We start from the raw sequence: 22,078 nt of genomic DNA on the forward strand, positions 1-22,078 counted from the left end.
ACATTGCCAATTTAGGGATGTGCCATTGCGGGCCTTTCGCGCGACTGTAAGGAATGATGTCTGGCAAACGACCGGCATGTTGCGGTTCGGCGACAAATTGTTGCTGCCGGGCGAAAATGCCACCGATCGATCGATGTGGTGCTTGAACAGCTTGGCCGGGGTGCCCAGCTTATTGCGATGCAACAAGATTTTCGTATTTCATGACCGCGCCTTCCATCGTTATTGTCGAGGATGACCCGGCGCTGCGCACGCTCGTCTCGCGCACCTTGCAGGAAAATGGCTATGCCGTTCGGCCTGCGACGTCGGCCCCCGAAATGTGGATCGCCCTGAAGGCAGCGCCGGTCGACCTCATCCTGCTGGACATCATGCTGCCCGGAACCAACGGGATCGACCTGTGCCGCGAGATCCGCAAGACGAGCGAGGTTCCGATCATCTTCATCAGCGCCCGAAGCCAGGAAGCCGATCGCGTACTGGGGCTGGAACTGGGGGCGGACGATTATATCGCCAAGCCGTTCGGCACGCGCGAGCTCGTTGCCCGGGTGCGCGCGGTGCTGCGCAGGACGGGGGCCGAACGCGCTGCTGGCGCCCCGCGCGGCAGTGAAGTTGAATTCGGCGAATGGCGGGTCAATTTTCCGCGCCGTGAACTGCGATCGTCCAGCGGTGCGATCATCGATCTCACGGGGGCGGAGTTCGATCTGCTGGCCAGCTTCCTGAACCAGCCCCAGCGCGTGATCGCGCGCGAGCGGTTGATCGAATTGTCGCGCACGCGCCTGGGCGACAGTTCGGATCGATCGATCGACGTGCTGGTCAGCCGGCTGCGCCGCAAGCTCATGGCAGCGGGTGGCACCGCGCCTATCATCACGGTGCGCGGCATCGGCTATATGCTCAATGTGGAAGTCGTACCCCTCTGATGCGCCGAATCCGCTGGTCGATCGGCATATTGGGGCAGATCCTCGCGATTCTGCTGCTGACGGTCCTCATCGAATTTGGTGCGAGCACCTTCCTCTATGAGCGCGCAAGCCGCTTTTCGCTGCACGAAGACGAGGCCCGCCGGCTGGCCGAACATCTGGTGATCGCACGCAAGCTGGTCGCGGAGCGCCCCCCGGAGTTGCGGCCGGGGCTGGCGAACGAATTGACCACCGAACGTTATCATTTGCATTGGGCCAGGGTGTTGCCGCCGCCGCCGCCCCTCGCCCCCGAGCTCGATCGGACGCGCCATCAGATCGTTGCGTGGGAGCCCAGTCTCGAACGGACCGACCTTCGTCTGCGCCTGACATCCCCCGGCCGCAAATCGACGATCAGCGGTGGGCTGCGTCTGTCCGACGGCAGCTGGTTATACTTCAGTACGCGCGAGGCGGTCAGCCGTTGGGACTTCGTTACGGGACGCGCGCTGCTTGCGCTGGTGCCCGCGATCGCATTGTTCATTATCGGCGGGTTGCTGATCCGGAATGCCTTGAGCCCGATTCGCCGGCTTGCGCGGGCGACAGAGCGGGTCGGGGTCGGCGTGCAGCTCGGCCTGCCGGAGCAAGGCACGTCCGAAGTCCGCGGCCTGATACGCGCCTTCAATACGATGCAGGAGCGCATTCACCGATTGATAGCGGAGCGGACGCAGGCATTGGCCGCGGTCGGGCATGATATCCGCACGCCGCTCGCGCGGTTGCAATTGCGGCTGGATAGTGTCGCCGATGATGCGTTGCAGGATGCGATGGGCCGCGACATTGCCGAAATGGAGGCGATGGTAGCGTCGCTGCTCGCGTTTCTGGGTGGGGAGCAGGACCCCGAGGCGGCTGGCCGTGTCGATCTTGCCATTCTGCTTCGGACGTTGGCTGACGATTTCAGCGACCGTGGGCATCCGACCGAATATATCGGCGCTGAATCATTGGAGGCGATGATCCGCCCGATGGGAATGCGTCGCGCCGTCACCAATCTGCTGGAAAATGCCTTTCATCACGGGACGCATGCGCGCGTGTCGCTCAATGCCATGGCGGAAAATATCGTCATCGCCGTGGAGGATGATGGCCCCGGCATTGCCGAGGACCGGCTGGCGGAGGTTCTGCTGCCCTTCGCCCGGCTGGATAGCGCCCGCAGCCGCAATACCGGCGGGCTCGGGCTTGGCCTCGCGATCGTGGTCCAGGCGGTGGAGCGCGAGAGCGGTCGACTTCACCTTTCCAATCGTCCGCAAGGCGGCCTTCGTGTGGAAATCACGCTCCCCGCCTGACAGCAACGATTCCTTACGATCACGCTGCATCACAGCAAAGTGCCGAAGCTAATTGGGAAGAGAGCAGGTTCGCCGAAATCTGCACCAAATCCAAGGAGCATCATCATGAACGAGCTGATCGGCCGTGTCTTTACCTTTGAGACGCAGGTCTTCCCCAATCAGAGCGCACTTTACAGCCATCTCGCCGTCAACGGGCAAAGTCCCAAGACGCTGATAATCTCCTGCGCCGATTCCCGGGTCGTGCCCGAACAGATCGTGCAGGCGCAGCCCGGCGATCTATTCGTTTGCCGCAACGCCGGCAACATCGTTCCGCCGTTCGCCACGCAGAATGGCGGTGTCTCGTCCACGGTGGAATATGCGGTCATGGCGCTGGGCGTCCGCGACATCATCGTATGCGGGCATTCGGATTGCGGTGCGATGAAGGCGGTCGCCGATCCGACGGGGCTGGAGGCCATGCCGAATGTCGCCGCGTGGCTGCGCCACAGCAACGCCGCGCGCCAGGTGGTCGACGATTGTTATGTCGAGCTTGAACCCGACGAACGGCTCCGCGCGATTTCGCTGGAAAATATCGTCGCCCAGCTCGCGCATCTGCGGACGCATCCGTCGGTCGCGGCGGGCGTGGCCCGCGGCGATATCTCGCTCCACGGCTGGTATGTCGATATCCATGCCGGGCTGATTCTGGGCCTCGACGGCAAAAGCGGCCGGTTCCGGGCGATCCGCGACGATCAGAGCCTGCCGGTTGCCCATAAGCCCGCGGTGCGGCTGGCGGCGGATTTTCCTTATCTTGAGGCGGCCGAATGATGGGGATTCGGGCAAGGCTCGCCGGTGCGAATCCGGCCGCCGACTTCACGGCCTCGATCGTCGTATTCCTCGTCGCGATGCCGCTGTGCATGGGCATTGCGGTCGCATCGGGCGTGCCGCCCGAAAAAGGGTTGATCACCGGCATCATCGGCGGTCTCGTCGTCGGTCTGATCGCGGGCTCGCCGCTCCAGGTCAGCGGGCCGGCGGCGGGGCTTGCGGTGATCGTGTTCGAGATTGTCCGCGATCAGGGCCTTTCGGCGCTGGGGCCGATCCTGGTGCTCGCCGGGCTGATCCAGTTGGCCGCCGGCATCTTTCGGCTTGGCGGCTGGTTTCGGGCCATCTCGCCGGCGGTGGTCCACGGCATGCTTGCCGGGATCGGCGCGCTGATCGTGATCGGCCAGTTTCACGTGATGTTCGACGCAAAGCCGATGTCCAGCGGTCTGGAGAATCTGGCAGCCATGCCGGGCCGCCTGATGGATCTGTCATTGACGGACATGCGGGCGACGGAGCTGGCCTTCCTGATCGGGCTGGTTACGATCGGTGCGATGCTGGCGTGGGAACGCTGGCGGCCGGCGTCGCTGCGCCTCGTGCCCGGTGCTTTGGTCGGGGTTGTCGCCGGCACGCTGCTCGCGGCGGCGGCGGGCCTTGGTGTCGCGCGGGTCGTGGTGCCATCCTCGATCTTTGCCGCGATCGATCTTCCGCCGTCGACATTCCTGTCGCAGCTGGTCAATCCGGCTATCGTGACCACGGCGATCGCGATCGCGTTCATCGCCAGTGCCGAGACCTTGCTGTCGGCGGCGGCGGTGGACCGGATGCACGATGGTCCGCGCTCGAACTATGACAAGGAGCTGCGCGCGCAGGGTATCGGCAATCTGCTGTGCGGCTTCGCCGGCGCGTTGCCGATGACCGGCGTGATCGTGCGATCATCGGCCAATGTGCAGGCGGGCGCCATCACCCGCCTTTCGGCGATCCTGCACGGCGCGTGGATTTTGGGCTTCGTCGCTCTGCTGCCCTGGCTGTTACGCCTGATCCCGATGGCGGCGCTGGGCGGCATCCTGGTCATCACGGGCTGGAGACTCGTCAGCCTGACCCATGCCCGCCACCTGCTACGGCATTATGGGGCGCTGCCCGCGCTGATCTGGCTGGTGACGTTCGTGATGGTCGTTGCAACGGATTTGTTGACCGGCGTGCTGGTGGGCATGGGACTTTCCTTGCTGGAATTGTTGCCGCATGTGCGCCGCCTCAGTCTGCGGATCGATCAGCGGCATGACGAGGGCGAAAGCCGCATCAGCCTGAATGGTGTCGCGACCTTCCTGTCGCTGCCGCGGCTCAGCCATGCGCTGGAGGCGGTGCCCGGCGGCAGCCGTATCCAGCTCGACCTCAGCGGTTTGCGTGGCGTCGATCATACATCGTCGGAGATGCTGACGGATTGGTTGCAGCGCAAGCGCAGCCAGGGCGTCACCGTCGACATGCGCGGGGCTCGATCCGATCTGGGGCTGGCATGCTGACGATATCCGCCGGCAGCAACATTTCGTCACGGCCCGGCAATCCGGCGGCCAGCCGGGGTCCATAGGGTGGCGATCGTCCGGAAGGATGGCGGCTCCGCCAGGCAGGGTTTTCTGTGTTGGTGAGAAGCCGCCGCTTCGGGGCGGAGAAGGACCTATCACATCGGAATTAAGGGGAATGTTCGATGATCTATCGTCTCGCCGCAGTCGTGCTCGCACTCGGCGCCGCGCCGGCCCTCGGCCAGGCCGCCGCTCCGGGGCCTTTCACCATGTCCGGCAATGTCGCGCTGGTTTCCGATTACCGGTTTCGCGGCGTCTCGCAGAGCGACAAGCAGATGGCGATCCAGGGGGGATTGGGCGTAACGCATCGTAGCGGTCTCTACGCCGGCACCTGGGCATCGAACCTTTCCGGTTGGGGTACCTTCGGTGGCGCCAACATGGAACTGGATCTTTATGCCGGCTACAAGGTGCCGGTCGGCATCGGGACGCTCGACGTCGGCCTGACATGGTATATGTATCCGGGCGGTTTCGATAAGACCGACTTTGCCGAACCTTATGTCAAACTCTCTGGAACATATGGCCCGCTGACGTTGCTCGGCGGCATAGCCTATGCGCCCGCACAGCAGGCGCTGGGCAACTGGTCGAACCGGCCCGACAGCGCGGCGGGCGACAAGGAAGACAATCTCTATCTGTGGACGGACGCGAGTGGCGGCATTCCCGGCACTCCGATCACCGCCAAAGCCCATATCGGCTGGTCCCACGGCAATCCCGGCCTGGGACCGAACGGCACCAGCGTTGCCCCGACCGGCAAATATTGGGACTGGATGATCGGGGCGGATTATGCGCTGGGGCCCGTCACGCTGGGCCTGGCCTATGTCGATACCGACATCGGCAAGCGCGAGTCCGCTTATTTGCAGCCGAACTTCTCCTCGACGAAAAATGGTTCGTCGATCGCAGGCAGTACCGTGCTGTTCTCGGTGTCTGCGGCATTTTGAGTGCGGCGGCGAAGGGCGGATAAATGTCGTGCGTGCCCGGCGCCCCTCTCTAAACCTGTGTCAACTAAAAGGAGAGTCGGAAGCGAACTCGTGTCGCGCCGACTCTTCGCAATTGTATTCGATCTCCATCAGGCCTCCCGGGCACCCGCAACCGGAAAATGATCCGGGTTGCGCCATGTGAAATTCTCCCCCGACTATATGTAACGCTTCTCAAAACTACCGATAGCGGCTGGAAAGGCTATGCTGCATTCTAGTCAGGCGCGCCGAAAGTAACGCCACCGTACCGGCGATAGTTCTCTCCTTGTCGATCCCGTCAATGTCTATACGTTGCCGGTACCGAGTGCGATCGAGCTTCGCCTGTTCGGGGATTCGACGATCGTGGATATAACGGTGCGAAAATGCCGAGGTCCGTTGCTGCCGTATCGCCTCGATGCGCTGGCGATCCTTAGATGCGATGGTTTGCAGGGTGCCGGTAACAGCCGGACCGTCAGGAGAGGTTGGTCGTGAGCATTAAAGTGACTGCTGCCGAGGAATGGAGGCACGGCTGGGCGATCGTCCTGACCGCGGCTGCCGGGCTGTCTTTCCTCTCCGTTGTGATGTCGGGTGTCGGCACGTTCATCGCGCCATTGAGCGCGGAATTCGGGTGGAGCCGGGCCACGTTGACGATGGGCATGGCGATCGCGGGGTCGGTCGTGCTGCTGCTGTCTCCCGTCGCCGGAACGATGGTCGATCGTTTTGGGCCGCGATCGCTTGCGCTGCCCGGCGTGATCATCATGACCCTGGCCACCGCCGCGTTCGGCCTGGCCAATGGATCGGTGGTGCAATGGGTCTTCCTGTGGATGTTCTATGCGCTCGCGCACGTCTCGATGATGATGAGCATCTGGACGGGCGCCGTTGCCGGTGCATTCGACAAGGGGCGTGGCCTGGCGCTGGGGATGACGCTGGCCGGTTCGGCCGTCGCACAGACTGTGATCCCAAGCCTTTCGACCTGGCTGATCGACATCGTCGGTTGGCGCCACGCTTATATGTACCTTGGCTTCGGCTGGGGAAGCATAACGTTTCTGCTCTGCTGGCTGTTTCTGCACAATGTGCGCGGCCCGTCGAAACGCGAATCGAAGGCGACGGCTGCGCGCGGCGCCGATCTCGATGGCTTATCGATTGCGCAGGCCTGGCGCGATCCCGGCTTGTGGCGCATCGCCATCTCGACGTTGCTGCTGATGTTGCTCACGATGGGGCTGGCCGTGCACCAGATCCCGATCATGACCGAATCCGGAATCAGTCGCGAGACCGCGGCGCTGCTGGCGGGCATCAGCGGTATCGCCGGCATGGCCGGCAATGTGGTGACCGGGGCCCTGATGGACCGCTATCGCGCCAATTGGGTGGGCGGGATCACGCTGGGCATCATGGCGCTGACCTTCGCCTTGCTGCTCGATGGCATACGTACACCCGTGCTGATCTTTATCGCGATCATGATCAACGGTTATTCGGCGGGGACCAAGCTGCAGATCTGCGGCTATTTGACCTCCCGCTATGGCGGGCTCAAAAACTACGGCGCGATTTTCGGCTTCATGGGCAGCCTGATCGCCATCGGCGGAGCGCTGGGCCCGTTTCTTGCCGGGCTCGCTTACGATCTGACCGGCAGCTACAACTTGTTCGTCATCGTTGGCATGGTCGGTTGTTTCGTGGCCGGACTGCTGATCCTGACGCTGCCGCGCTGTCCTGAATGGAAATCCGTGCCAGCCAAACGGCGGGACGAGGATCGGGTCGCGCTGCTGGAAGATGTGCCGTGAAGGCCTGATCGGTCAGTCGAATTGATCTTGCACGAATAATAGCGGTTCCCTGCCAAGATTTCTCAGAATTCTGCGCGGTAATGAGGCTGAACCTCTTCGAGCCACAGGTCGGTATCGTTGAAATAGCGAGGTAAGTCCAAACGTGATTTCTTCTCAGGATTCACATACGAAACGACTGTGCTTCCAGCGCAGTCGATAAAAATCAAAATCGATATTTTTATTGGAGAAATGCGGGAAAAATCGGGTGCTTTACGCGATCGATTTTCCGCCGGACTCAAAACAGCTTGTGCTCTCGCTTAATAGCTGAAACTATGACGCATGACAGGCGCCAAAAGAGCGCTTGCAAAACGATTGACTGGGAAGAGGAGGCAATCAATGAATCGCACACATTTGCGCGTAGCGCTTTTCACGACAGTAGCGATGCAGGTTTTCGCGGGCGCGCAAGTATTCGCGCAGACGTCTGCTCCGGTCGATACAGGAGCGGAAGCGAACATCATCGTCACGGCGCGGCGTATCGAGGAACGGCTTCAGGATGTGCCGATCTCGGTCTCGGTCGTTAACCAGGACCGCCTGACCAAGTCGAACATCGTCTCCACAGAAGATCTCACCCGGGTCGTCCCCGGTCTCAACGTGCAATCACGCTACTCATCCGAGCAGTCGAACTTCGCGATCCGCGGCTTCTCGCAGGAATTGCGTACCTCGGCATCGGTCGGCACCTATTTCGGCGAAGTTGTCGCGCCGCGCGGAGGTGGCATTTCCCTTCAGGGCGGCGATGGTGCCGGACCGGGCAGCCTGTTCGATCTCCAGAATGTTCAGGTGTTGAAGGGCCCGCAAGGAACGTTGTTCGGGCGTAACACGACAGGTGGTGCCGTGCTGCTGACGCCTCGGAAGCCGACATCGCGTTTCGAAGGTTATGTCGAAGGAACCTACGGCAACTATGACATGAAGCGGGTTCAGGCCGTGTTGAACGCACCGCTGACCTCTTGGGCGCGGCTGCGAGTCGGCGTCGACCGTCAGAAGCGGGACGGCTACCAGCATAACGTTTCGGGAATCGGGCCGAGGCTCTTCTCAGACCTCAACTACATCGCGCTGCGCGGTAGCCTGGTTCTGGATGTCGGGTCCAACCTCGAGAACTACACGATCGTCTCTTACCTTCGGTCGCATAATAACGGGCAGATCGCACAGCTTTTTGAAGCCAATGCGAATCCGCGGGTCGGTCTCGCCGGGCTGGCAGCACCGCAGGTCGCTCGCTTCGTTGCGAGCGGCGACCCGTACCAGATCGAGCAAAAGCTCATCAATCCGCTGTCGCTGACCAAGCAGTTCCAGGCCATCAACACCACCACCTGGTTCGCGACGGATACTCTGACTGCCAAAAATATACTGTCCTATTCGCGGTTCATCCAGGATCTCCGGCAGGATATTTTCGCGACTAACTTTGGCGTTCCAACGCCAACGCCCGGTTATATTTCGACGGCTTTCTCGTTCAATCCTGACGGCTTCCACACCAATGACCAGAAGAATTTTACCGAGGAACTGCAGTTCCAGGGCAATTCGTTGGCCGGGAAGCTCAATTATCAGTTCGGGCTCTATTACGAGCATAGTACCCCGGGCGGGCTGACCGCGTCTGCAAGTCCGTCTGTTGGCGCGGTTTGCCTGGTCAGCGGTTTCACAACGACGGAGAATTCGCGTTGCCTCAGCGGCACTGCCACCCCGAATACAGGTACGATCGAATTCATCAACATGGCGGCCTATGCGCAGGCGACATATGCGCTCACCGATCAGCTTAAGCTCACGGGGGGCGTCCGCTACACTTACGATCGTTCGAGAGGCTCGGCGCAAGGCTTCAACGCGACCTATACGTCGACCACCGGCGCATATGTCGCGCCCGTGATAACGGGATGCGCGGCCGGTTACCCGGCAGCCACGAACTGCGTATTCTCGGCACGAACATCCGACAAAAAGCCGACCTGGACGATGAACATCTCCTACAATCCGGTGCAGGATGTGATGGTGTACGGCACCTATTCACGCGGTTATCGCCAAGGCGCCGTGACGCCCTTCGTGCCCGCAGGCAGCCCGGTTTTCGGTCCCGAGAAGGTCGACAGCTACGAGCTCGGCGCAAAGACGAGTTTCGCGGGTGCTGTTTCGGGTACCTTCAATGTCGCGGCCTTCTACTCGAAACTTTCCCAGCAGCAGCTTCAAGTGGGTCTGCAAAATAGCGATGGTGTGGGTAACCCACGTGGAGCGACAGCCACCTCGATATTCAATGCCGGCAAGTCGCGCATATACGGTATCGAGTTCGATGGATCGCTGCGCTTCTCGCGAATGTTCCGGGTGGATGCCTCGGGCACCTATCTCAACACGAAGCTGCAGACGATTGCGTTGCCAACCTCCTTCCCGGGCTACAATGTGATCGTTCCCTCGGCGCTCGCGGGGGATCCCCTGCCATATTCACCTAAATGGGGTGCAAATTTCGGCGGGACGTTCACCCTGCCAACCGACAAGAGCATCGGTACGATCGAGTTGGGAGCAGTTTACCGGTACAGTTCTTCCTACACGAGCGCGGCATCCTCGACGACGTCGCTAAAGTCGACGCCGGTCAAGCAACTCGATATCACGCTGGATTGGCACAATGTCGCCGGCAGGCCGGTCGACCTGGCCTTTTTCGGCACCAACATGACGAACCAGTTCACGCAGGGCATCATTCTGCCGCTCATCAACAGCTTTGGCTTCGATGCGCGCTACGTGGGGCGCCCACGCATGTATGGTTTGCGCGCCAAGGTCCGGTTCGGCGAAAGCAAGTAAGCGCGGACATTCGTAACACCGGCGCCCGCGACACTTTGCCGTGTCGCGGGCATCTGCCAGTTTGTCGGTCGGGCGACGATGCGGTGGCCAGCGCTGTTGCGTCGGCTTCCCATTCTGTGGCGAAGTGGGGCCAGTGCGGGGCGCTATGATAACGTGCGATGCGCGGAGCTAGCTTCGGCCGCTTCGACCATGTCTCCTGGTGCGGGTAACGGACTCGAATTCAGCCGATAAACATTTGATATAAAATGCCCATCTGGCTTCGTTAATTCCGGTGGCCCCAGCGTGGCCCCAAGAAATTTTCGGACTCGAACCGTTGACCAAAGGCCAAATCGGCTCCCCGAATCGGTGCTGCAACGCGTGTACGCTGAGCCGGTCCGACGATACACTATTCGGGGGTGAGAGCGCACCTGCTGCAGGAAGAAAGTCACACAGAAATTGCCATTGTCTCGTGGCGGCAGTGGACCACCTCCCGTCGTTTGCGGTTACCACCACGATGGACTGGTTTCCGGAAATTCTGCCGTTCGCGCCCACCGAAACTGCCCCTCGGCAACGCGCCCCAATTTCGGCGGTTGGACATATTGACCGGGAACCTTGAAAGCTGTCGTTCGCGTAGCGCGGCAACGCGCGGTGTTCGGGGATGATTAGATGACAGTCACGGCAGCAGCCTATATCGGAGCGGCGGTCATTGCCGCGAGTGCCGCGTTTATCGGCGTCGTCATCGGGAAAGAGCAAAAGACCACCGAATTCCGGCAGGACTGGATCAACGCTCAGCGCAGTGACCTCGCGCTAGTACTTGCCTTGGCGAACAACGCGAGAGGGAAAAAACCTGGCAAGCAAGCGGAAGCGCGCGTTGCGTTCGACGAAGCTCTCAACCGCATCCGACTTCGTGAGAACCCTACGAAGGAAGAATGGAAATCTGTGCTCAAGACGCTCGATCGCTTGCGAAATGCGGCCTTTTCCTATTCGTTCGAGGTCGATCTGACCGTCGACAGCAGCCGTGTCATCGCCTTGTCCCAGCAATTGCTCAAGGCGGAATGGACACGGGTGCGGGCTGGCGAGACTTGGTTCAAGATCGCCAAATGGATGCTGCCTCCAATGGTGCTAATCGTGGGGCTTGCACTGGCGTATGGCAAAGGGTTCATTTATCTCGGCTAAACTGGGTCGACAAGGTAACGAGCGCTTAGAGCGGCGGTAGTCCTGCTGCGACGAGGACCGCGCTCATTTCATCAACGCGGCGCTCACGCAGAGTATCAAGATAGCGGGCAAGTACGCCGTCGGTAATATCCAGGTAGCCGCCAGTTCGGCGGATCGTGCCATCTTTCAACCCCTGCTCAAGCTGCGAACGCAACTGACGGAGACGCCGATCAATCTCGCTCATTCGCTCCCGCGATGAGCGATCGCTTAACTCGCGATAGCCACCAATTGCCTTTCGAATGACATGGCGCGACTCTCGATCGACGAGTTCGCCGGTCCGAACAGCTTTTTGAGTGTCCTTCAGCGCATCGAGAAATTCGGTCGGCGATTCACAGTGAAGCGGCATCTCGAACGCAGGGCGCTGGAACGCCATTGCGAACGTCTTAAGGATGATCTCATCAAGGTCCTCCGCCGCGTGAATACCGATCACATCGCGATAATATTCGCGCTGGAGCCGCGGGTAATTATTCAGCGCTGAAATGCATTCGTCCCATGTCCACACGATGGCAATGCGGCCCCGCTTTTCCTGTTCCCATTCTTCATTTAACTCATCTACCCAGCCTTGGACGTGAGTGTCTCGGCGGACCGTCGTTGCCAATATCCAGAGGTTCAGATCGGGCTTGAACGCCAATGCGGTCTTGGCCTCTTTCCGCAGAAAGGCTCGACTGATTGGTCCGCCTGGGAACGGATTGTTGTTTTGATCCAGCTCGGCAAGGCGTTTGCACTGGACGCCGATTATTCCGTAGCGCGCGGACTTCCCGTACACATCAACGCCGTCCTGCGCCTGTCCGGGCCGACCAACTTGTTGTGCATTGGGCACGTCATAAGTTTCGGTGAGCAGGCCGACGCACAGTTCCTCGAACTGTTGCCAGTAAAGGGGGGGCTGGAAAAACTGCGAGATGGTGCCCATCGATCATTACCCCTGCACAGTGTCCGTCCAAACATTTGCCACTGCGTTTGAGCACCCCATTTCATCACGATCCGGTTGGAAAGCGACGATAGGCTTTGCCGTCCCAACGCCGGTACACGAAATCGCCCTGGATAGCGGCGTTAATCGCTTTCAGCGTCGTCCTGAGCGCCGCCGGCTCGAAGCCATGGTCGTAAAGGCGATTATAGAGAATCGACCACGCCAAACATGAGTCTGAAAAATGGACGGTGTCGGCAGTCGAGCCGAAAACCCAGCCGAAGATCACCCCAGCCTTCGCGAGCGCTTTGGTGAGTTCATGATCGCCGCCCCCGCAAGTCGCCATGACCAGTGCCTGATCTGCGCCCGCGGCCGGGGCGATGAGTTTGACGAATTTGTCCCAGCTCAAGCGTTTGCCGTTCGTGAGCGTGACACCAGTGCCGCTGCCGTGCGACGAGAAGTGCAGGATCGTGAAGTTTCGCTTTGCAGCTTCGCGAATTGCGCGTTCCGCCAATGCCTTTGTAAAAGCCACTCGATACTCGGACTTGGTCCCCAAGATGCGCAAGATTTCGTTTGCAGCGTGGCCGTCCAACGTGCGCTCGTAAAAGTCCTTCGGATCCAAGGATTCTAAAATAAAGACACTGTCTAGCATCACTGGCTCCCACAGACATTTGATCAGTTATATGGCGCGAGTCCGATCGAGAAGTCGATCTCGCCGACGCACAGTGCCGGTGCGTTCGCCAGAACGTCTGCTTCCTAACCGATATGTCTGAAAGCGGACGGTGAGCAACCGGCCCAATTGCCGTCCCGGCTCGACCTTCGGGTATTTCCAAAGTCGACCAACTCCCGCCGTGCGCGGCCATCACAACGATCGACCGGTTTCGGGAAAATCTGCCGTTCGCGCGCGCCGAAGCCGCCGGGCGGCAACGCGCCCCAACTTCGGTTGTCCACGGGTTTCGACCGGATCCCGAAAGCCACCACTCGTTCACATGATCCGCATTGTCGATCCTGCACGACGGCGCGACAAGGGCCGTGGTCCTATCACGTCGGGTCGCGGCCGCGATAAACGGCTCGCCAACGGTTTCGTCAGCGCCCGCGATGCCGGCCGCCAACGATCTCTGAGCCGGTCGATTCATCGATCTTGATCGTCACGCATCGGGTCATCGATCGACGTTCGTGGCAGGAGTCTTGCCTCCAGGTTCAAGAATGCGCGCTTCGGGACTAAGGTAGCGATGACACGATCGGGGGAGTGGACAGACAATATGGGCGACCGCCAATTCCGCCGGCCGCGGCCGACCCTGGAAACTGCACACGGCTTCAGGCGCGAAGGCCTGTTCGGCACCGGGCCCGACCACTGGCTGTCTGACGAAGACCGTATCGAGCTCTGGCGTATCGAGGGGACCAAACTTCTGGACCTGGCGCAAAAGCAGTTTCCGCGAACCCAGAATCTCGAGTTCGCGATCCTCAAGGGTCATCTCATCATCGAGCATGCGCTGCTTCAGTTCATTCGCTGCCACGCGCGCGTGTTGGTCGACGAGGCGACACTTCGGTTCAGCTTTTCGCAAAAGCTGGAAGTCGCCTATTTGATGGGCTTTGGCGTGAACGAGCCCGCGTTGTTGCCGTCGGTCCAGCGCTGGAACAAGGTCCGAAACCTCGTCGCCCACGGCTTCACACTCGACCGGACCCTCGTCGACGAAATGATCCGCGTGCATGCGGAGGACTATGACGGGTTTTCGATGACCGATAATCGGCAGCGGATCACTATGCTGCGCTCTCTGTGCCGCTACATTGCCGCTTGGACCGCCGCCCATATGGATGTCCATGTCTACAATGAGACGCGATATGATGACGATCTGTGACCGTCCAGTGGATCAGGATACGCTGTGCGGCGCTCCCTTTTGGCGGATTGAAGAGGTCGCGGTATCGCGCACAATTCCGATCATATCCTGGAGGGTCATGATGCGGCGGCCATTGGCATCCGTGTAGCTCTCCTCGACACGCCGCACGACATATTGGCCGATGGGGTCGATCGCCCGCGCCGCTGCGTCGAAGCCGTCGCCCATCTTGGCGGCCGGTGATTTGATCTCGATCGCAAGGCGCCGCTCCTCGCCATAATCGAGGACGAGGTCGATCTCGTTCTTGTCGGCGTCCCGGTAGTAAAAAGGTCGGGCGCGCGGCGCTGCCGTCACCAGATTCTCGATGCAAAATCCTTCCCAGCTGTGGCCAAGTTGATAGCCATTCTGCTGCAGATCGGGGAGCGAGCGTCGGTTGAGCAATGTGTGGAGGAGGCCGCTGTCGCGCAGAAAGACCTTGGCGCCTTTCTCGTAGCGCTTCGCGACATTGACCGACCAGGGCTGCAGCTGCCGGACAAGGCCGAGATCGACAAGATGGTCGATACAGCCCTGAAGACCCCCGCGAGACCGATCTTCGAAAGACTCGCCTTGGCCGGCGGCCAGACGACCCAGCAGATCGCGAAAGGTCGAGGCCGACACCAACGGGCTGATGTGTCGATAGCCCTTGCTCGTCAGGTGGTCGATATAGGCACCGCGCCAGGCGAAACTGGCCGCGTCATCGGTCGCGAACAGGCTGCGGGGAAAGCCGCCGCGCATCCACAGGGTTTCGAGGTCGATCGCCATGTTCGGACGCGCTATGGTCTCGGTTGACGCCAGTTCGTCCAGCGTCATCGTGCGGGCGTCGCCGCTGCTCAAGCCCGGCGTCTGAAGCTCGCTAAGACCGATCGGCGCCAAGTCCAACCGCAGCATCTGTGTCCCGATCCGGGTCGCAACGATCATTTGGGCTTCGGTCGACTGCGAGCCGAGAACGAGGAAGCGCCCCGGCGCCGTGCCGGCTAGACGCGCTTTGTCGAGCTGCTGGCGCACTATATCCGCGGCGCCCGGACAATCCTGGAGTTGGTCGATAACCACCAGTCCGCCATCATGCCGCCGCAAGATGTCTTCGTCGCCGAGAATGCGCTGGCGATCGCGGGCGTCACTTCCGTCGAGCATCAGCGCCTTCGGACCGAAGCGTCGAGCGATTTCACGGGCAAGGTCCGATTTCCCGACCTCGTAGGGGCCTGCAAGAAAAGCGGCGCCATAGGTCGCGAGCCCCTCGTCGGCGGCAGACAACAGCGTCCGGTCGATCTGTGGGGCGTCCTGCGCTCCACGCCAGGAGGCCGAAGATTGACTCATCGAGTCAGATCCAACACCTCGACGGAGATGCAGCTGCGTCGCGCGGTCGGCAGGTGCGCCAACAGGAGAGACCGAGCCTCATCGGCCGTCTGCGGCCTCGGCGCGCCATCGGGCGGCGCTTTGAGCCGATAGGCCGTGTCAACATCGGGGCCGAACCAAAAGACCAGATACAGACCGCGGCCACTGGCCCGCCAGTCGCGGAGGTAGAGCGCGCCTAGCTGCTCATCCGCGGCGCGCCACAGCGCTGGATTCCATTGTCCCTTGCACTCGACCGGCAAGGCCGCGCTGCCGACGGAGAAGGTGATGTCGGCCCGCTTGCCCTGCGGCATATCGGTCTGCGGCGCGCGGCCAACGCCGAAGGGAAAGAGCAGCCGATCGAGATCCTCGATCAGGCGGTCGGTGCATTCGTCCTCGAGACGTGGCTGCCCATTGTCGCGCCAATATTTGTTGACGACGTCGGTGTCGCTACCGCGCAGCTCGCGCTGGAAGCGGGCAATCGCGTGCTGCACCACGATAAGCAGGTCGTCGGTAGTGCGTGGCGGCCGCGCCTCGATCATGTCCTGAAGCTGATCAAGGCTGACGCCCGGGAAATTCACCTCCCGGCGCGCACGTCGCTGCTGTTCGGCGGCATAGCGGACCGAAACGCTGTAGCCATCCTCGGGGGCCTCGCCGAGGCGCGCCATCGCCTGGGCAGCCTCGGGTGAGATGTCGCTTTCGAGGCAGTTGATCAGGACAGCCAGGAAATCGCTTGCGTCCCAGGCATTCTGATCGCCCATCGTCACGGTGTTCGGTCGTTCGGCGCGGGGCCAGTGGGGTCGGAATTGCTCGAACATCCAGGCGAGAATCTCGGGTGCGAGCTCTGTGAAGGGGCGCTCCTCCATCCGGCTCCCCTGCAAACGGTGGCGCAGCGACCAGAGGAAATCGCGATCGTCGGCGCCGAGCATTCCGATGTCGGACGCCATTGCCGGAAAATCGGTCAGCAGCCCGACCGCGCGCCATTGCCAGCGCCGAATCTCGTCGGCGAAACCGGCTTGCGCCCGCGAACGGCCGATATTCGTGAGCGTCGCAAAATCGCCGCCAAAGGCAAGCAGATCGATCAACTCCAGTTCGACCTCGGCCGGCAAGCGGTCGAAACGCCCGAGCCACTCCGCGGCAAGGCGCCGGGCCAGCATCTTGTCGGCCTCGGTCCGCGCGAAGCTGTAGAGTCCTGAAATATGCGTCCGACGTTTCTCAAACGACGGCTCGAGCAGGCGGCGAATATAGCGTTCGTAGACCGCCGGATCGGCGCGCAGCGCCGCGTCGATCGCTACCTGCACGTCCTCACCATGAACGCGTTCGTTGAGATGCTCATTGTGCAGCCCGATCCGCACCGCGATCAGGACTTCAAGCGGTACATCCGCGAGGGATCGGCCGGTCTGGACGCGTTCGACGATGCCGGCGATCATCGGGTAGATGAAATTCCAACGCTTGGACTCGGCATAGCTCTCGGCGACCGCATCGACCGATGGGAGATCGTCGCGGAATAACACCGCATCGAGCCCGGCGACTGCGGCAATCTGGAGTTCGGGGCCGAGCCATTGGCCGACTCGGTCGGCCGGTGCCAGCTCGCGATCTGTGTCGCGAAACAGGGCGAGGTAGGCCTGCGCCACCGGGTACATCCAGCGCAGCTCACCCTGCCGAACCTCGTCCTCATGGGCGCTGAAATCGGCGCGGTGTTTTGTCCAAGCCTTGTCGCGCGATCGTTCACGGTCGCGTCGCCGTTTGCGATCCTCGATCTCCCACGACGCGAGCTTGGGTGGTTTGCGCAACTGCTTGAGAAAGGCGGTGCGATCCGCATGGCCTTTAGCGACCGGGGCCGCGGCATCGAGTACGGCGTTGCGGCCGTCGGCGGTTCGCGGCGCAAACTCGGCGAGTTCGCGCCAGATCGCGAGCTCATTTTCATCGAGTGCAGGCCGCGCGGCCAAGAGGTTCAGGAAATGGACGACATCGTCGGCGCCGATGTGCAGCGGGGGGCTGAGTTCGCCCAGGCGCCACATCCGGCTCCAGAGCCGTTCATGCTCCCTGTCATGGAAGATGATCTCATGCTGGATCGCGTGACGGACCGTGTCGGCCTTCATGAGATAGGCTGCGATCTCCTGGCGACTGTCATGCGCATAGCCCTGGCGGCCAGGTGTGATCCGCAACCACGTCATCAACCGCGCCGGGTCGGGGTCCTCCCGTTCGACAAAGCGCGCGATCAGATGCGAGACAAAATCGGAGAGCTCCGAACGGGTCCGGTAGTCGGCGTCCGCGTCCCGGCCTGGATGGAGAATAGCGACTGCGTCGAGCACTGCTCCGATGACCGGGTCTGGCATGTGACGGCTCGCAAGATGCAGCGTGCCGATGGCATGATGATCGCGCTCCTCGGCCTCGACATCATCGAGGAGTCCGAGGTGCGCGAGGACAGCGCGGGCGATCTGGTGGGGTGCGACCGCCTCGAAGCCGAGGTCGTCCATAGTTTCGAGCGCGAGCCGCGTCGAATCCTCGCTGCCCTGGACGATGAGGCGGTCGAACGTCGCCGGCCAGTCGAGGACGCTGCGATCGAGACGGATGACGGCCTTCACCGCGTCATAGCGCTCGGAGAAATGGTAACGGCCTTCTTCGTCGAGGACGATGATCGCCAACACGTCGGCCAGCGCGCTCGCGATCGGGTGGCCTCGAACCGTGCCGAGAAGAAGGGTGCGCAGGTGGAAGCCGGTGTCGGGTGCCACCAACAGCGCGCGCACATCGTCGAGCAGCGCGAGCTGGCCAAGGCTCTTGGCCGAATGCTGGCCCCAGTCTTCGGCGCGGAAATAGGGATTGGCCTCCTCGAGGCGTCGCAGCGCGTGCAGCAGCCGGCGCGCATTCACCTCGGCGAGTCCATCGGCATCGCCGTAGCGTAGCACGCCATAGGGATCGGTATCGATCACCGCCGACGCGAAGTGCGCGTCGGAGGCGAGCCAGGCATGAAGGCCGCGCAGCGAGGCGGGCACGCCTTCGTCGATCGTCAGCATCGCCAGCACCCGGGCGCGAGCCTGGTCATCCTGCGCAGCCCCAGCCAACCAGCGCGCGCCCAGATATTCGGCAATTGTACGGTGGACCGGGCGGAACAGGTCGGTGCGGCCCGGGACTGGTGTGAACAGTCGGCTCCCCATCATCGTGCGCACGTCGGTGCCGCCCGCAAAGCGCTGAAGCTCGGCGCCGCTGAGAAGTCCGATCTGTCCCGCGCGCGAGGGCGCGAAGCTCAATGCCTCGGCGCCGGTAAGAATCAGCGCGGTCGACGCCAGGCCGGCGGCGCGGAGCGCCGATTGTTCGTCGAGCTTGGCTGGGGCGCTCCCGTCATGCCGGTCGCTACGCTCATGCCACATCAAGGCGCAGGCCTGACGCATCAGTTCGGCGCGGGTTTCAGGGAGGGTTGTGCCGGCCGCCGCGACCTCGGCGAAGAGCATCAGGGTCAGCGGGTTGCCGTAGAGGTCCCGCAAGCCTTTATCGTCGAGATAGGCAATGATCTCGTCGGCATGCTCTGGGTCAATCGTGCAGGTCAGAAACGCCGTCGCGCACGTGCGGTCGAGCGGTTCGATCCGCATCTCGGTCGGCGCCATACCCTGATATTCGCGTTCGATATCAGGGCGAGCCACCGCGCCGCGCCAATCGGCCGCGCGACAGGAGAGGATGAACGGAGGCGTCCCGGCGGCGATCAGCTTGCCTAGCACGCGGTAGATCGGATCGGCCTCACTTGCCGCGGAAAGTTCGTCGAGGCCATCGATGATCAGGCCTTGCCCGGCCGCTACAAGCTGGCGCGGGTCCGGATGGTCGACAAAGGCGCGCGCCGACCGAAAAACCCAGTCGGGACTATCGGACAGCGCCTCGAGCAGCCGGGTCTTGCCCATGCCCGGCTCGCCCAAAAGCACGACCGGCGTCGGCCAGTCTGTGATCGCCCCGTCCTCGACGAAGACGCGCTCGTCCTTCGCGTTCTGATAGCTCAGCGTCCGCGCGACATAGGGGGCGGCCGGCGAGGCGTCGGTCTCCATCATCCCAGCAGCGGTCGGCGGCCGAAGCCCGCCGATTGCCGCAGTTCCTGGATCTGGTTTTCGACCAGCGCCGCCGGGAGGTTGTACCCATCGAAGCGGTCGTAAAGACCGACCACGGCACGATAAACGGCCCCGGGCAGGTCGGTTTCGATCTCGGTGGGGCTCGTCTCGACCGCGATATCAGCGCGCTCGGACCGCGCAACCAGATGATCGACAACGTCATAGCGATAGCGCGGCTGTGCCCAGGCGAGGAGCTCGCGGCCCTCCAGCCCGGTATAGCGGGCGACATATTGGATCTCGGTATCGGCAGCGGCGCCGAGATCGAGCGCGAGCGCCGAGGCGTGGAGCAGAACCTCGGCGGTCCGCCAGATCGGCAAGGTCAGATCGAACATCGTGCCCGGATCAATGTCGCGGCCATCCTCCTGATAGCCCCGCTGGAGATAGGCTGTTCCGTCGCGCGAAATCTGCCAGAAATCGCTGTGTGCGGCATCGGACAGTACGCGATCATTGTCGCCGCCGATCCAGCATTCGATCAGCCCGTCGCGAATGACGGGCCGAATCGACTCCTTGGTGGGCACCCAGAAGGGCGACCAGCCCGAGGTCTTCGGGATATGGCGCAAGATGTCGCGCAGGCCGCCGAGCGCGGGCACATCCTCGACGCCAGCGATGCGGTAGGCCTGCTCGCTGTGCCCGTGCGGTTGCCGGGCTGGGGCGTCGTCGTCGAGCGTCGCCGTCAGCTCCTCCCATCGCTTGCGGGCCGCGTGAATGAAGGCGGCCAGGCTGTCGGGGGCACCCGGCTGTACGATCAGTCCCACCGCGTCGAGTATGGCGAAGACGCGCTCGAGCCGCAGGTTGATTTCGCCGCGCTCGAAGGCGATCACGGTGGGCGCGCTGACCCCGGCGAGGGCGGCAAGGTCTTTCTGGGTCAGGCCTTCCGCCTTGCGTCGGCGGGTCGCCTCATCGACGAGGGCGCGCCAGTCGAGAGGCCATTCGCTCATGCGAAAATCCTTTCCGCTTGTTCGGTGACGACGCCCTTGTAGCGGGCCCGGAAATCGTTGGCTTCCACCCGCGGCGCGAAATCGAGGCAGCGCGCGGCCGCAGTGCGGCGAGCGAGCGTATCGAGCGTCGCGACGGCGGCGCGTGCCGGCAAGCCGATCGCATCGGCGAATGCAAGCAGCACCTTGCGGTCGACGCTTTCGAGGGCGCGCTTCGCCCCGCCGATCGCGAGCGCGGTCTCATTATTGAACGGATAGAGGCGCGTGCAGAGCAGGTCATAGGCCGGGCTCAGCCGGAGTCCCTCCTTCGTCTCGAGCAGCGAGAAATTCTTGAGATGCGCGTCGGCATTGCCGATCAGGATGTTGAAGGTGACCAAGGCGAAATAGCGCTGGAGATCGATCCGCGCGCGGGCCGAGTGTTTTAGGATGGCCTGGGCGGCCTCCTCATAGCTCGATTCATATTTGCCGCTGAAATCGCGGCCATGGGGCACCTCGAGGATTTGCGCGAAGTCCTCTAGCCGCAAGCGCCGGTCGCCATCCCGGTCGAAGCGTTCGACCAAGAGCGCGATCCCCTCAAAGCCGGCGACCACGCCCTTGGCGGCGCCGGTGACCTCGGCTGCGCCGAGGATTTCCCGGGCCAGACACAGCGAAAGATCCTCATTCTGGACCAGGGTCGGTTCGTCGGCCTGGTTGAACTTGGCGATATGGGTTGCCGGATCGTCGCGCGCGATCGCGGGGTGGAAGCCCGTGTCGTTGCGATAGACGAGGAGCTTCTTCTGGACCCCCGACAGTGTTCGCCTGGCCAACACCGCGGCTTCCTCAATGTCGCCGGTCTGTGGCGTCTGGAGCGGTATTTCGCCATCGGCCGGCAACACGCCGACCGCCCCGATACAATCCGCGCCATGGGTCAGGAGAAGGCCAAGGTCATCTTCATTGGCGGTGCGGCCCGCGCGCGCCTGACGGCCACGCAGCCAGCCCTCGGGCCCTAGATGCTCGAAAAAGGGGAAGAGACCGTCGCGCCATACGAAATCGCGGGTGGCGACCGGAAAGGCGCATGCGATCGTCTCGCTCCAATCCGGGTCATAGACGAAGCGGGCGTCGGGTCCCGCTTCGCTCAGCAGGCCCGCCCTTTGTCCTCGGAAGGTGATGATCGCGCTACGGTCGGTGACGGCCTGATCCTGTCAATGTTGAAGGCAAGTGGATATAGAGCGAGAAGAAATATAAAACAAGATTGATATTCGCGACATCAAACTCATCATGGCGATCAAATGTTGTCTCCGCTGTAAGGCGATCAATCTTTGAGAAAATTGGCGGGTCAATGCGGCAGAAGCAAAAGCTTTAAGTCTTTTTTGAGCGCGCTGACCCGCCAAAGAACCCAAGCTTTATCGGCTATGCGCCAACGCGTCAGCCACAGGCTAATCCAGCTTGGCTTCATCACCGTCTTTCAACATCGCCAGCTTGAAGCGGCCCCAGAGGAGCCGGTCGCGCCAATGGCCCTCCTTCTTGGCCCAGCCCCGCGCCCGGTTCAGCTCATAGCGCTGTTGATTGCCGCTGAGAAGTGACCCGGGAAGGCCAGTAATTTCCACCGAGAATTGACCCATGTTTGAACACGTCCCTGGCTTTGAGCGGGGGGA

General features: G+C 62.1%; 16 protein-coding genes and 1 pseudogene. 9 read left to right on the forward strand and 8 right to left on the reverse strand.

Translation table 11 applies throughout. The features are described 5' to 3' along the window. Nucleotides 1-200: 200 nt before the first annotated feature. The 8 genes from BLS13_RS08480 (at nucleotide 201) to BLS13_RS08515 (ending at nucleotide 11,269) form a co-directional block, all read left to right on the forward strand. Nucleotides 201-911, forward strand: a complete 711-nt coding sequence (locus BLS13_RS08480) for a response regulator (RefSeq protein ID WP_093451323.1) — start codon at nucleotides 201-203, stop codon at nucleotides 909-911. Then, entirely contained in the window at nucleotides 911-2,218 is a 1,308-nt protein-coding gene (locus tag BLS13_RS08485) for an ATP-binding protein (protein WP_093451325.1), read from the forward strand. Before BLS13_RS08480 ends, BLS13_RS08485 begins: the two co-directional genes overlap by 1 nt. A gap of 105 nt (nucleotides 2,219-2,323) precedes the next feature. Beyond that, nucleotides 2,324-3,019, forward strand: a complete 696-nt coding sequence (locus BLS13_RS08490; RefSeq protein ID WP_093451326.1) for a carbonic anhydrase — start codon at nucleotides 2,324-2,326, stop codon at nucleotides 3,017-3,019. 5 nt (nucleotides 3,020-3,024) lie between these two features. Continuing rightward, nucleotides 3,025-4,527 carry a SulP family inorganic anion transporter gene (locus BLS13_RS08495; protein ID WP_371128195.1) on the forward strand — a complete coding sequence of 501 codons (1,503 nt, stop codon included), beginning with the start codon at nucleotides 3,025-3,027 and terminating at the stop codon, nucleotides 4,525-4,527. Nucleotides 4,528-4,709: 182 nt separating this feature from the next. Then, nucleotides 4,710-5,519, forward strand: coding sequence for a TorF family putative porin (locus tag BLS13_RS08500; protein ID WP_093451329.1), 810 nt, complete (start codon nucleotides 4,710-4,712; stop codon nucleotides 5,517-5,519). Nucleotides 5,520-6,022: 503 nt separating this feature from the next. Then, nucleotides 6,023-7,309 carry an MFS transporter gene (locus BLS13_RS08505; RefSeq protein WP_143011912.1) on the forward strand — a complete coding sequence of 429 codons (1,287 nt, stop codon included), beginning with the start codon at nucleotides 6,023-6,025 and terminating at the stop codon, nucleotides 7,307-7,309. A gap of 375 nt (nucleotides 7,310-7,684) precedes the next feature. After that, a complete protein-coding gene (locus tag BLS13_RS08510; RefSeq protein WP_176943492.1) occupies nucleotides 7,685-10,114 on the forward strand; it encodes a TonB-dependent receptor in 2,430 nt (809 codons plus the stop codon). Nucleotides 10,115-10,759: 645 nt separating this feature from the next. After that, nucleotides 10,760-11,269, forward strand: a complete 510-nt coding sequence (locus tag BLS13_RS08515; protein WP_093451334.1) for a hypothetical protein — start codon at nucleotides 10,760-10,762, stop codon at nucleotides 11,267-11,269. 25 nt (nucleotides 11,270-11,294) lie between these two features. On the opposite strand, the gene BLS13_RS08520 is transcribed toward BLS13_RS08515, so the two are convergent. Next, entirely contained in the window at nucleotides 11,295-12,218 is a 924-nt protein-coding gene (locus BLS13_RS08520; protein WP_093451335.1) for a hypothetical protein, read from the reverse strand. A 64-nt stretch (nucleotides 12,219-12,282) separates the two neighbouring features. After that, nucleotides 12,283-12,864 carry a hypothetical protein gene (locus BLS13_RS08525; protein ID WP_143011913.1) on the reverse strand — a complete coding sequence of 194 codons (582 nt, stop codon included), beginning with the start codon at nucleotides 12,862-12,864 and terminating at the stop codon, nucleotides 12,283-12,285. Between the two features lie 610 nt (nucleotides 12,865-13,474). Between BLS13_RS08525 and BLS13_RS08530 the strand changes: the two genes are divergently transcribed. Beyond that, nucleotides 13,475-14,071 (forward strand): hypothetical protein, encoded by a 597-nt coding sequence (locus BLS13_RS08530; protein ID WP_093451338.1) that lies wholly within the window; start codon nucleotides 13,475-13,477, stop codon nucleotides 14,069-14,071. 12 nt (nucleotides 14,072-14,083) lie between these two features. Here BLS13_RS08530 and BLS13_RS08535 read toward each other — a convergent pair whose 3' ends face one another. From BLS13_RS08535 to BLS13_RS08555, 6 genes and pseudogenes are all read right to left on the reverse strand, one after another. Continuing rightward, nucleotides 14,084-15,400, reverse strand: coding sequence for an ATP-binding protein (locus BLS13_RS08535; RefSeq protein WP_093451340.1), 1,317 nt, complete (start codon nucleotides 15,398-15,400; stop codon nucleotides 14,084-14,086). After that, nucleotides 15,397-19,452 carry an NACHT domain-containing protein gene (locus BLS13_RS08540; protein ID WP_143011914.1) on the reverse strand — a complete coding sequence of 1,352 codons (4,056 nt, stop codon included), beginning with the start codon at nucleotides 19,450-19,452 and terminating at the stop codon, nucleotides 15,397-15,399. The genes BLS13_RS08535 and BLS13_RS08540 overlap by 4 nt, the downstream gene beginning before the upstream one ends. Beyond that, nucleotides 19,449-20,447 (reverse strand): helix-turn-helix domain-containing protein, encoded by a 999-nt coding sequence (locus BLS13_RS08545; RefSeq protein WP_093451343.1) that lies wholly within the window; start codon nucleotides 20,445-20,447, stop codon nucleotides 19,449-19,451. The genes BLS13_RS08540 and BLS13_RS08545 overlap by 4 nt, the downstream gene beginning before the upstream one ends. Next, nucleotides 20,444-21,319: a type II toxin-antitoxin system HipA family toxin gene (locus BLS13_RS08550; RefSeq protein ID WP_176943493.1), complete on the reverse strand. Its 876-nt coding sequence runs from the start codon at nucleotides 21,317-21,319 to the stop codon at nucleotides 20,444-20,446. The genes BLS13_RS08545 and BLS13_RS08550 overlap by 4 nt, the downstream gene beginning before the upstream one ends. A gap of 9 nt (nucleotides 21,320-21,328) precedes the next feature. Further along, nucleotides 21,329-21,595: pseudogene (locus BLS13_RS21190) on the reverse strand (HipA N-terminal domain-containing protein); the annotation flags it as partial. Nucleotides 21,596-21,859: 264 nt separating this feature from the next. Continuing rightward, the coding region (locus BLS13_RS08555; protein WP_218123252.1) for a hypothetical protein at nucleotides 21,860-22,078 on the reverse strand (219 nt) is incomplete at its 5' end.

This window comes from Sphingomonas sp. YR710, assembly GCF_900101455.1.
In the GTDB taxonomy this organism is placed as follows: domain Bacteria; phylum Pseudomonadota; class Alphaproteobacteria; order Sphingomonadales; family Sphingomonadaceae; genus Rhizorhabdus.

What these genes read in the sequence shown, in the direction of transcription:
- BLS13_RS08480 (WP_093451323.1), top strand. Translation starts at nt 201, where the DNA reads ATGACCGCGCCTTCCATCGTTATTGTCGAGGATGACCCGGCGCTGCGC.
- BLS13_RS08485 (WP_093451325.1), top strand. Translation starts at nt 911, where the DNA reads ATGCGCCGAATCCGCTGGTCGATCGGCATATTGGGGCAGATCCTCGCG.
- BLS13_RS08490 (WP_093451326.1), top strand. Translation starts at nt 2,324, where the DNA reads ATGAACGAGCTGATCGGCCGTGTCTTTACCTTTGAGACGCAGGTCTTC.
- BLS13_RS08500 (WP_093451329.1), top strand. Translation starts at nt 4,710, where the DNA reads ATGATCTATCGTCTCGCCGCAGTCGTGCTCGCACTCGGCGCCGCGCCG.
- BLS13_RS08510 (WP_176943492.1), top strand. Translation starts at nt 7,685, where the DNA reads ATGAATCGCACACATTTGCGCGTAGCGCTTTTCACGACAGTAGCGATG.
- BLS13_RS08515 (WP_093451334.1), top strand. Translation starts at nt 10,760, where the DNA reads ATGACAGTCACGGCAGCAGCCTATATCGGAGCGGCGGTCATTGCCGCG.
- BLS13_RS08520 (WP_093451335.1), bottom strand. Translation starts at nt 12,218, where the DNA reads ATGGGCACCATCTCGCAGTTTTTCCAGCCCCCCCTTTACTGGCAACAG.
- BLS13_RS08525 (WP_143011913.1), bottom strand. Translation starts at nt 12,864, where the DNA reads ATGCTAGACAGTGTCTTTATTTTAGAATCCTTGGATCCGAAGGACTTT.
- BLS13_RS08530 (WP_093451338.1), top strand. Translation starts at nt 13,475, where the DNA reads ATGGGCGACCGCCAATTCCGCCGGCCGCGGCCGACCCTGGAAACTGCA.
- BLS13_RS08535 (WP_093451340.1), bottom strand. Translation starts at nt 15,400, where the DNA reads ATGAGTCAATCTTCGGCCTCCTGGCGTGGAGCGCAGGACGCCCCACAG.
- BLS13_RS08540 (WP_143011914.1), bottom strand. Translation starts at nt 19,452, where the DNA reads ATGATGGAGACCGACGCCTCGCCGGCCGCCCCCTATGTCGCGCGGACG.
- BLS13_RS08545 (WP_093451343.1), bottom strand. Translation starts at nt 20,447, where the DNA reads ATGAGCGAATGGCCTCTCGACTGGCGCGCCCTCGTCGATGAGGCGACC.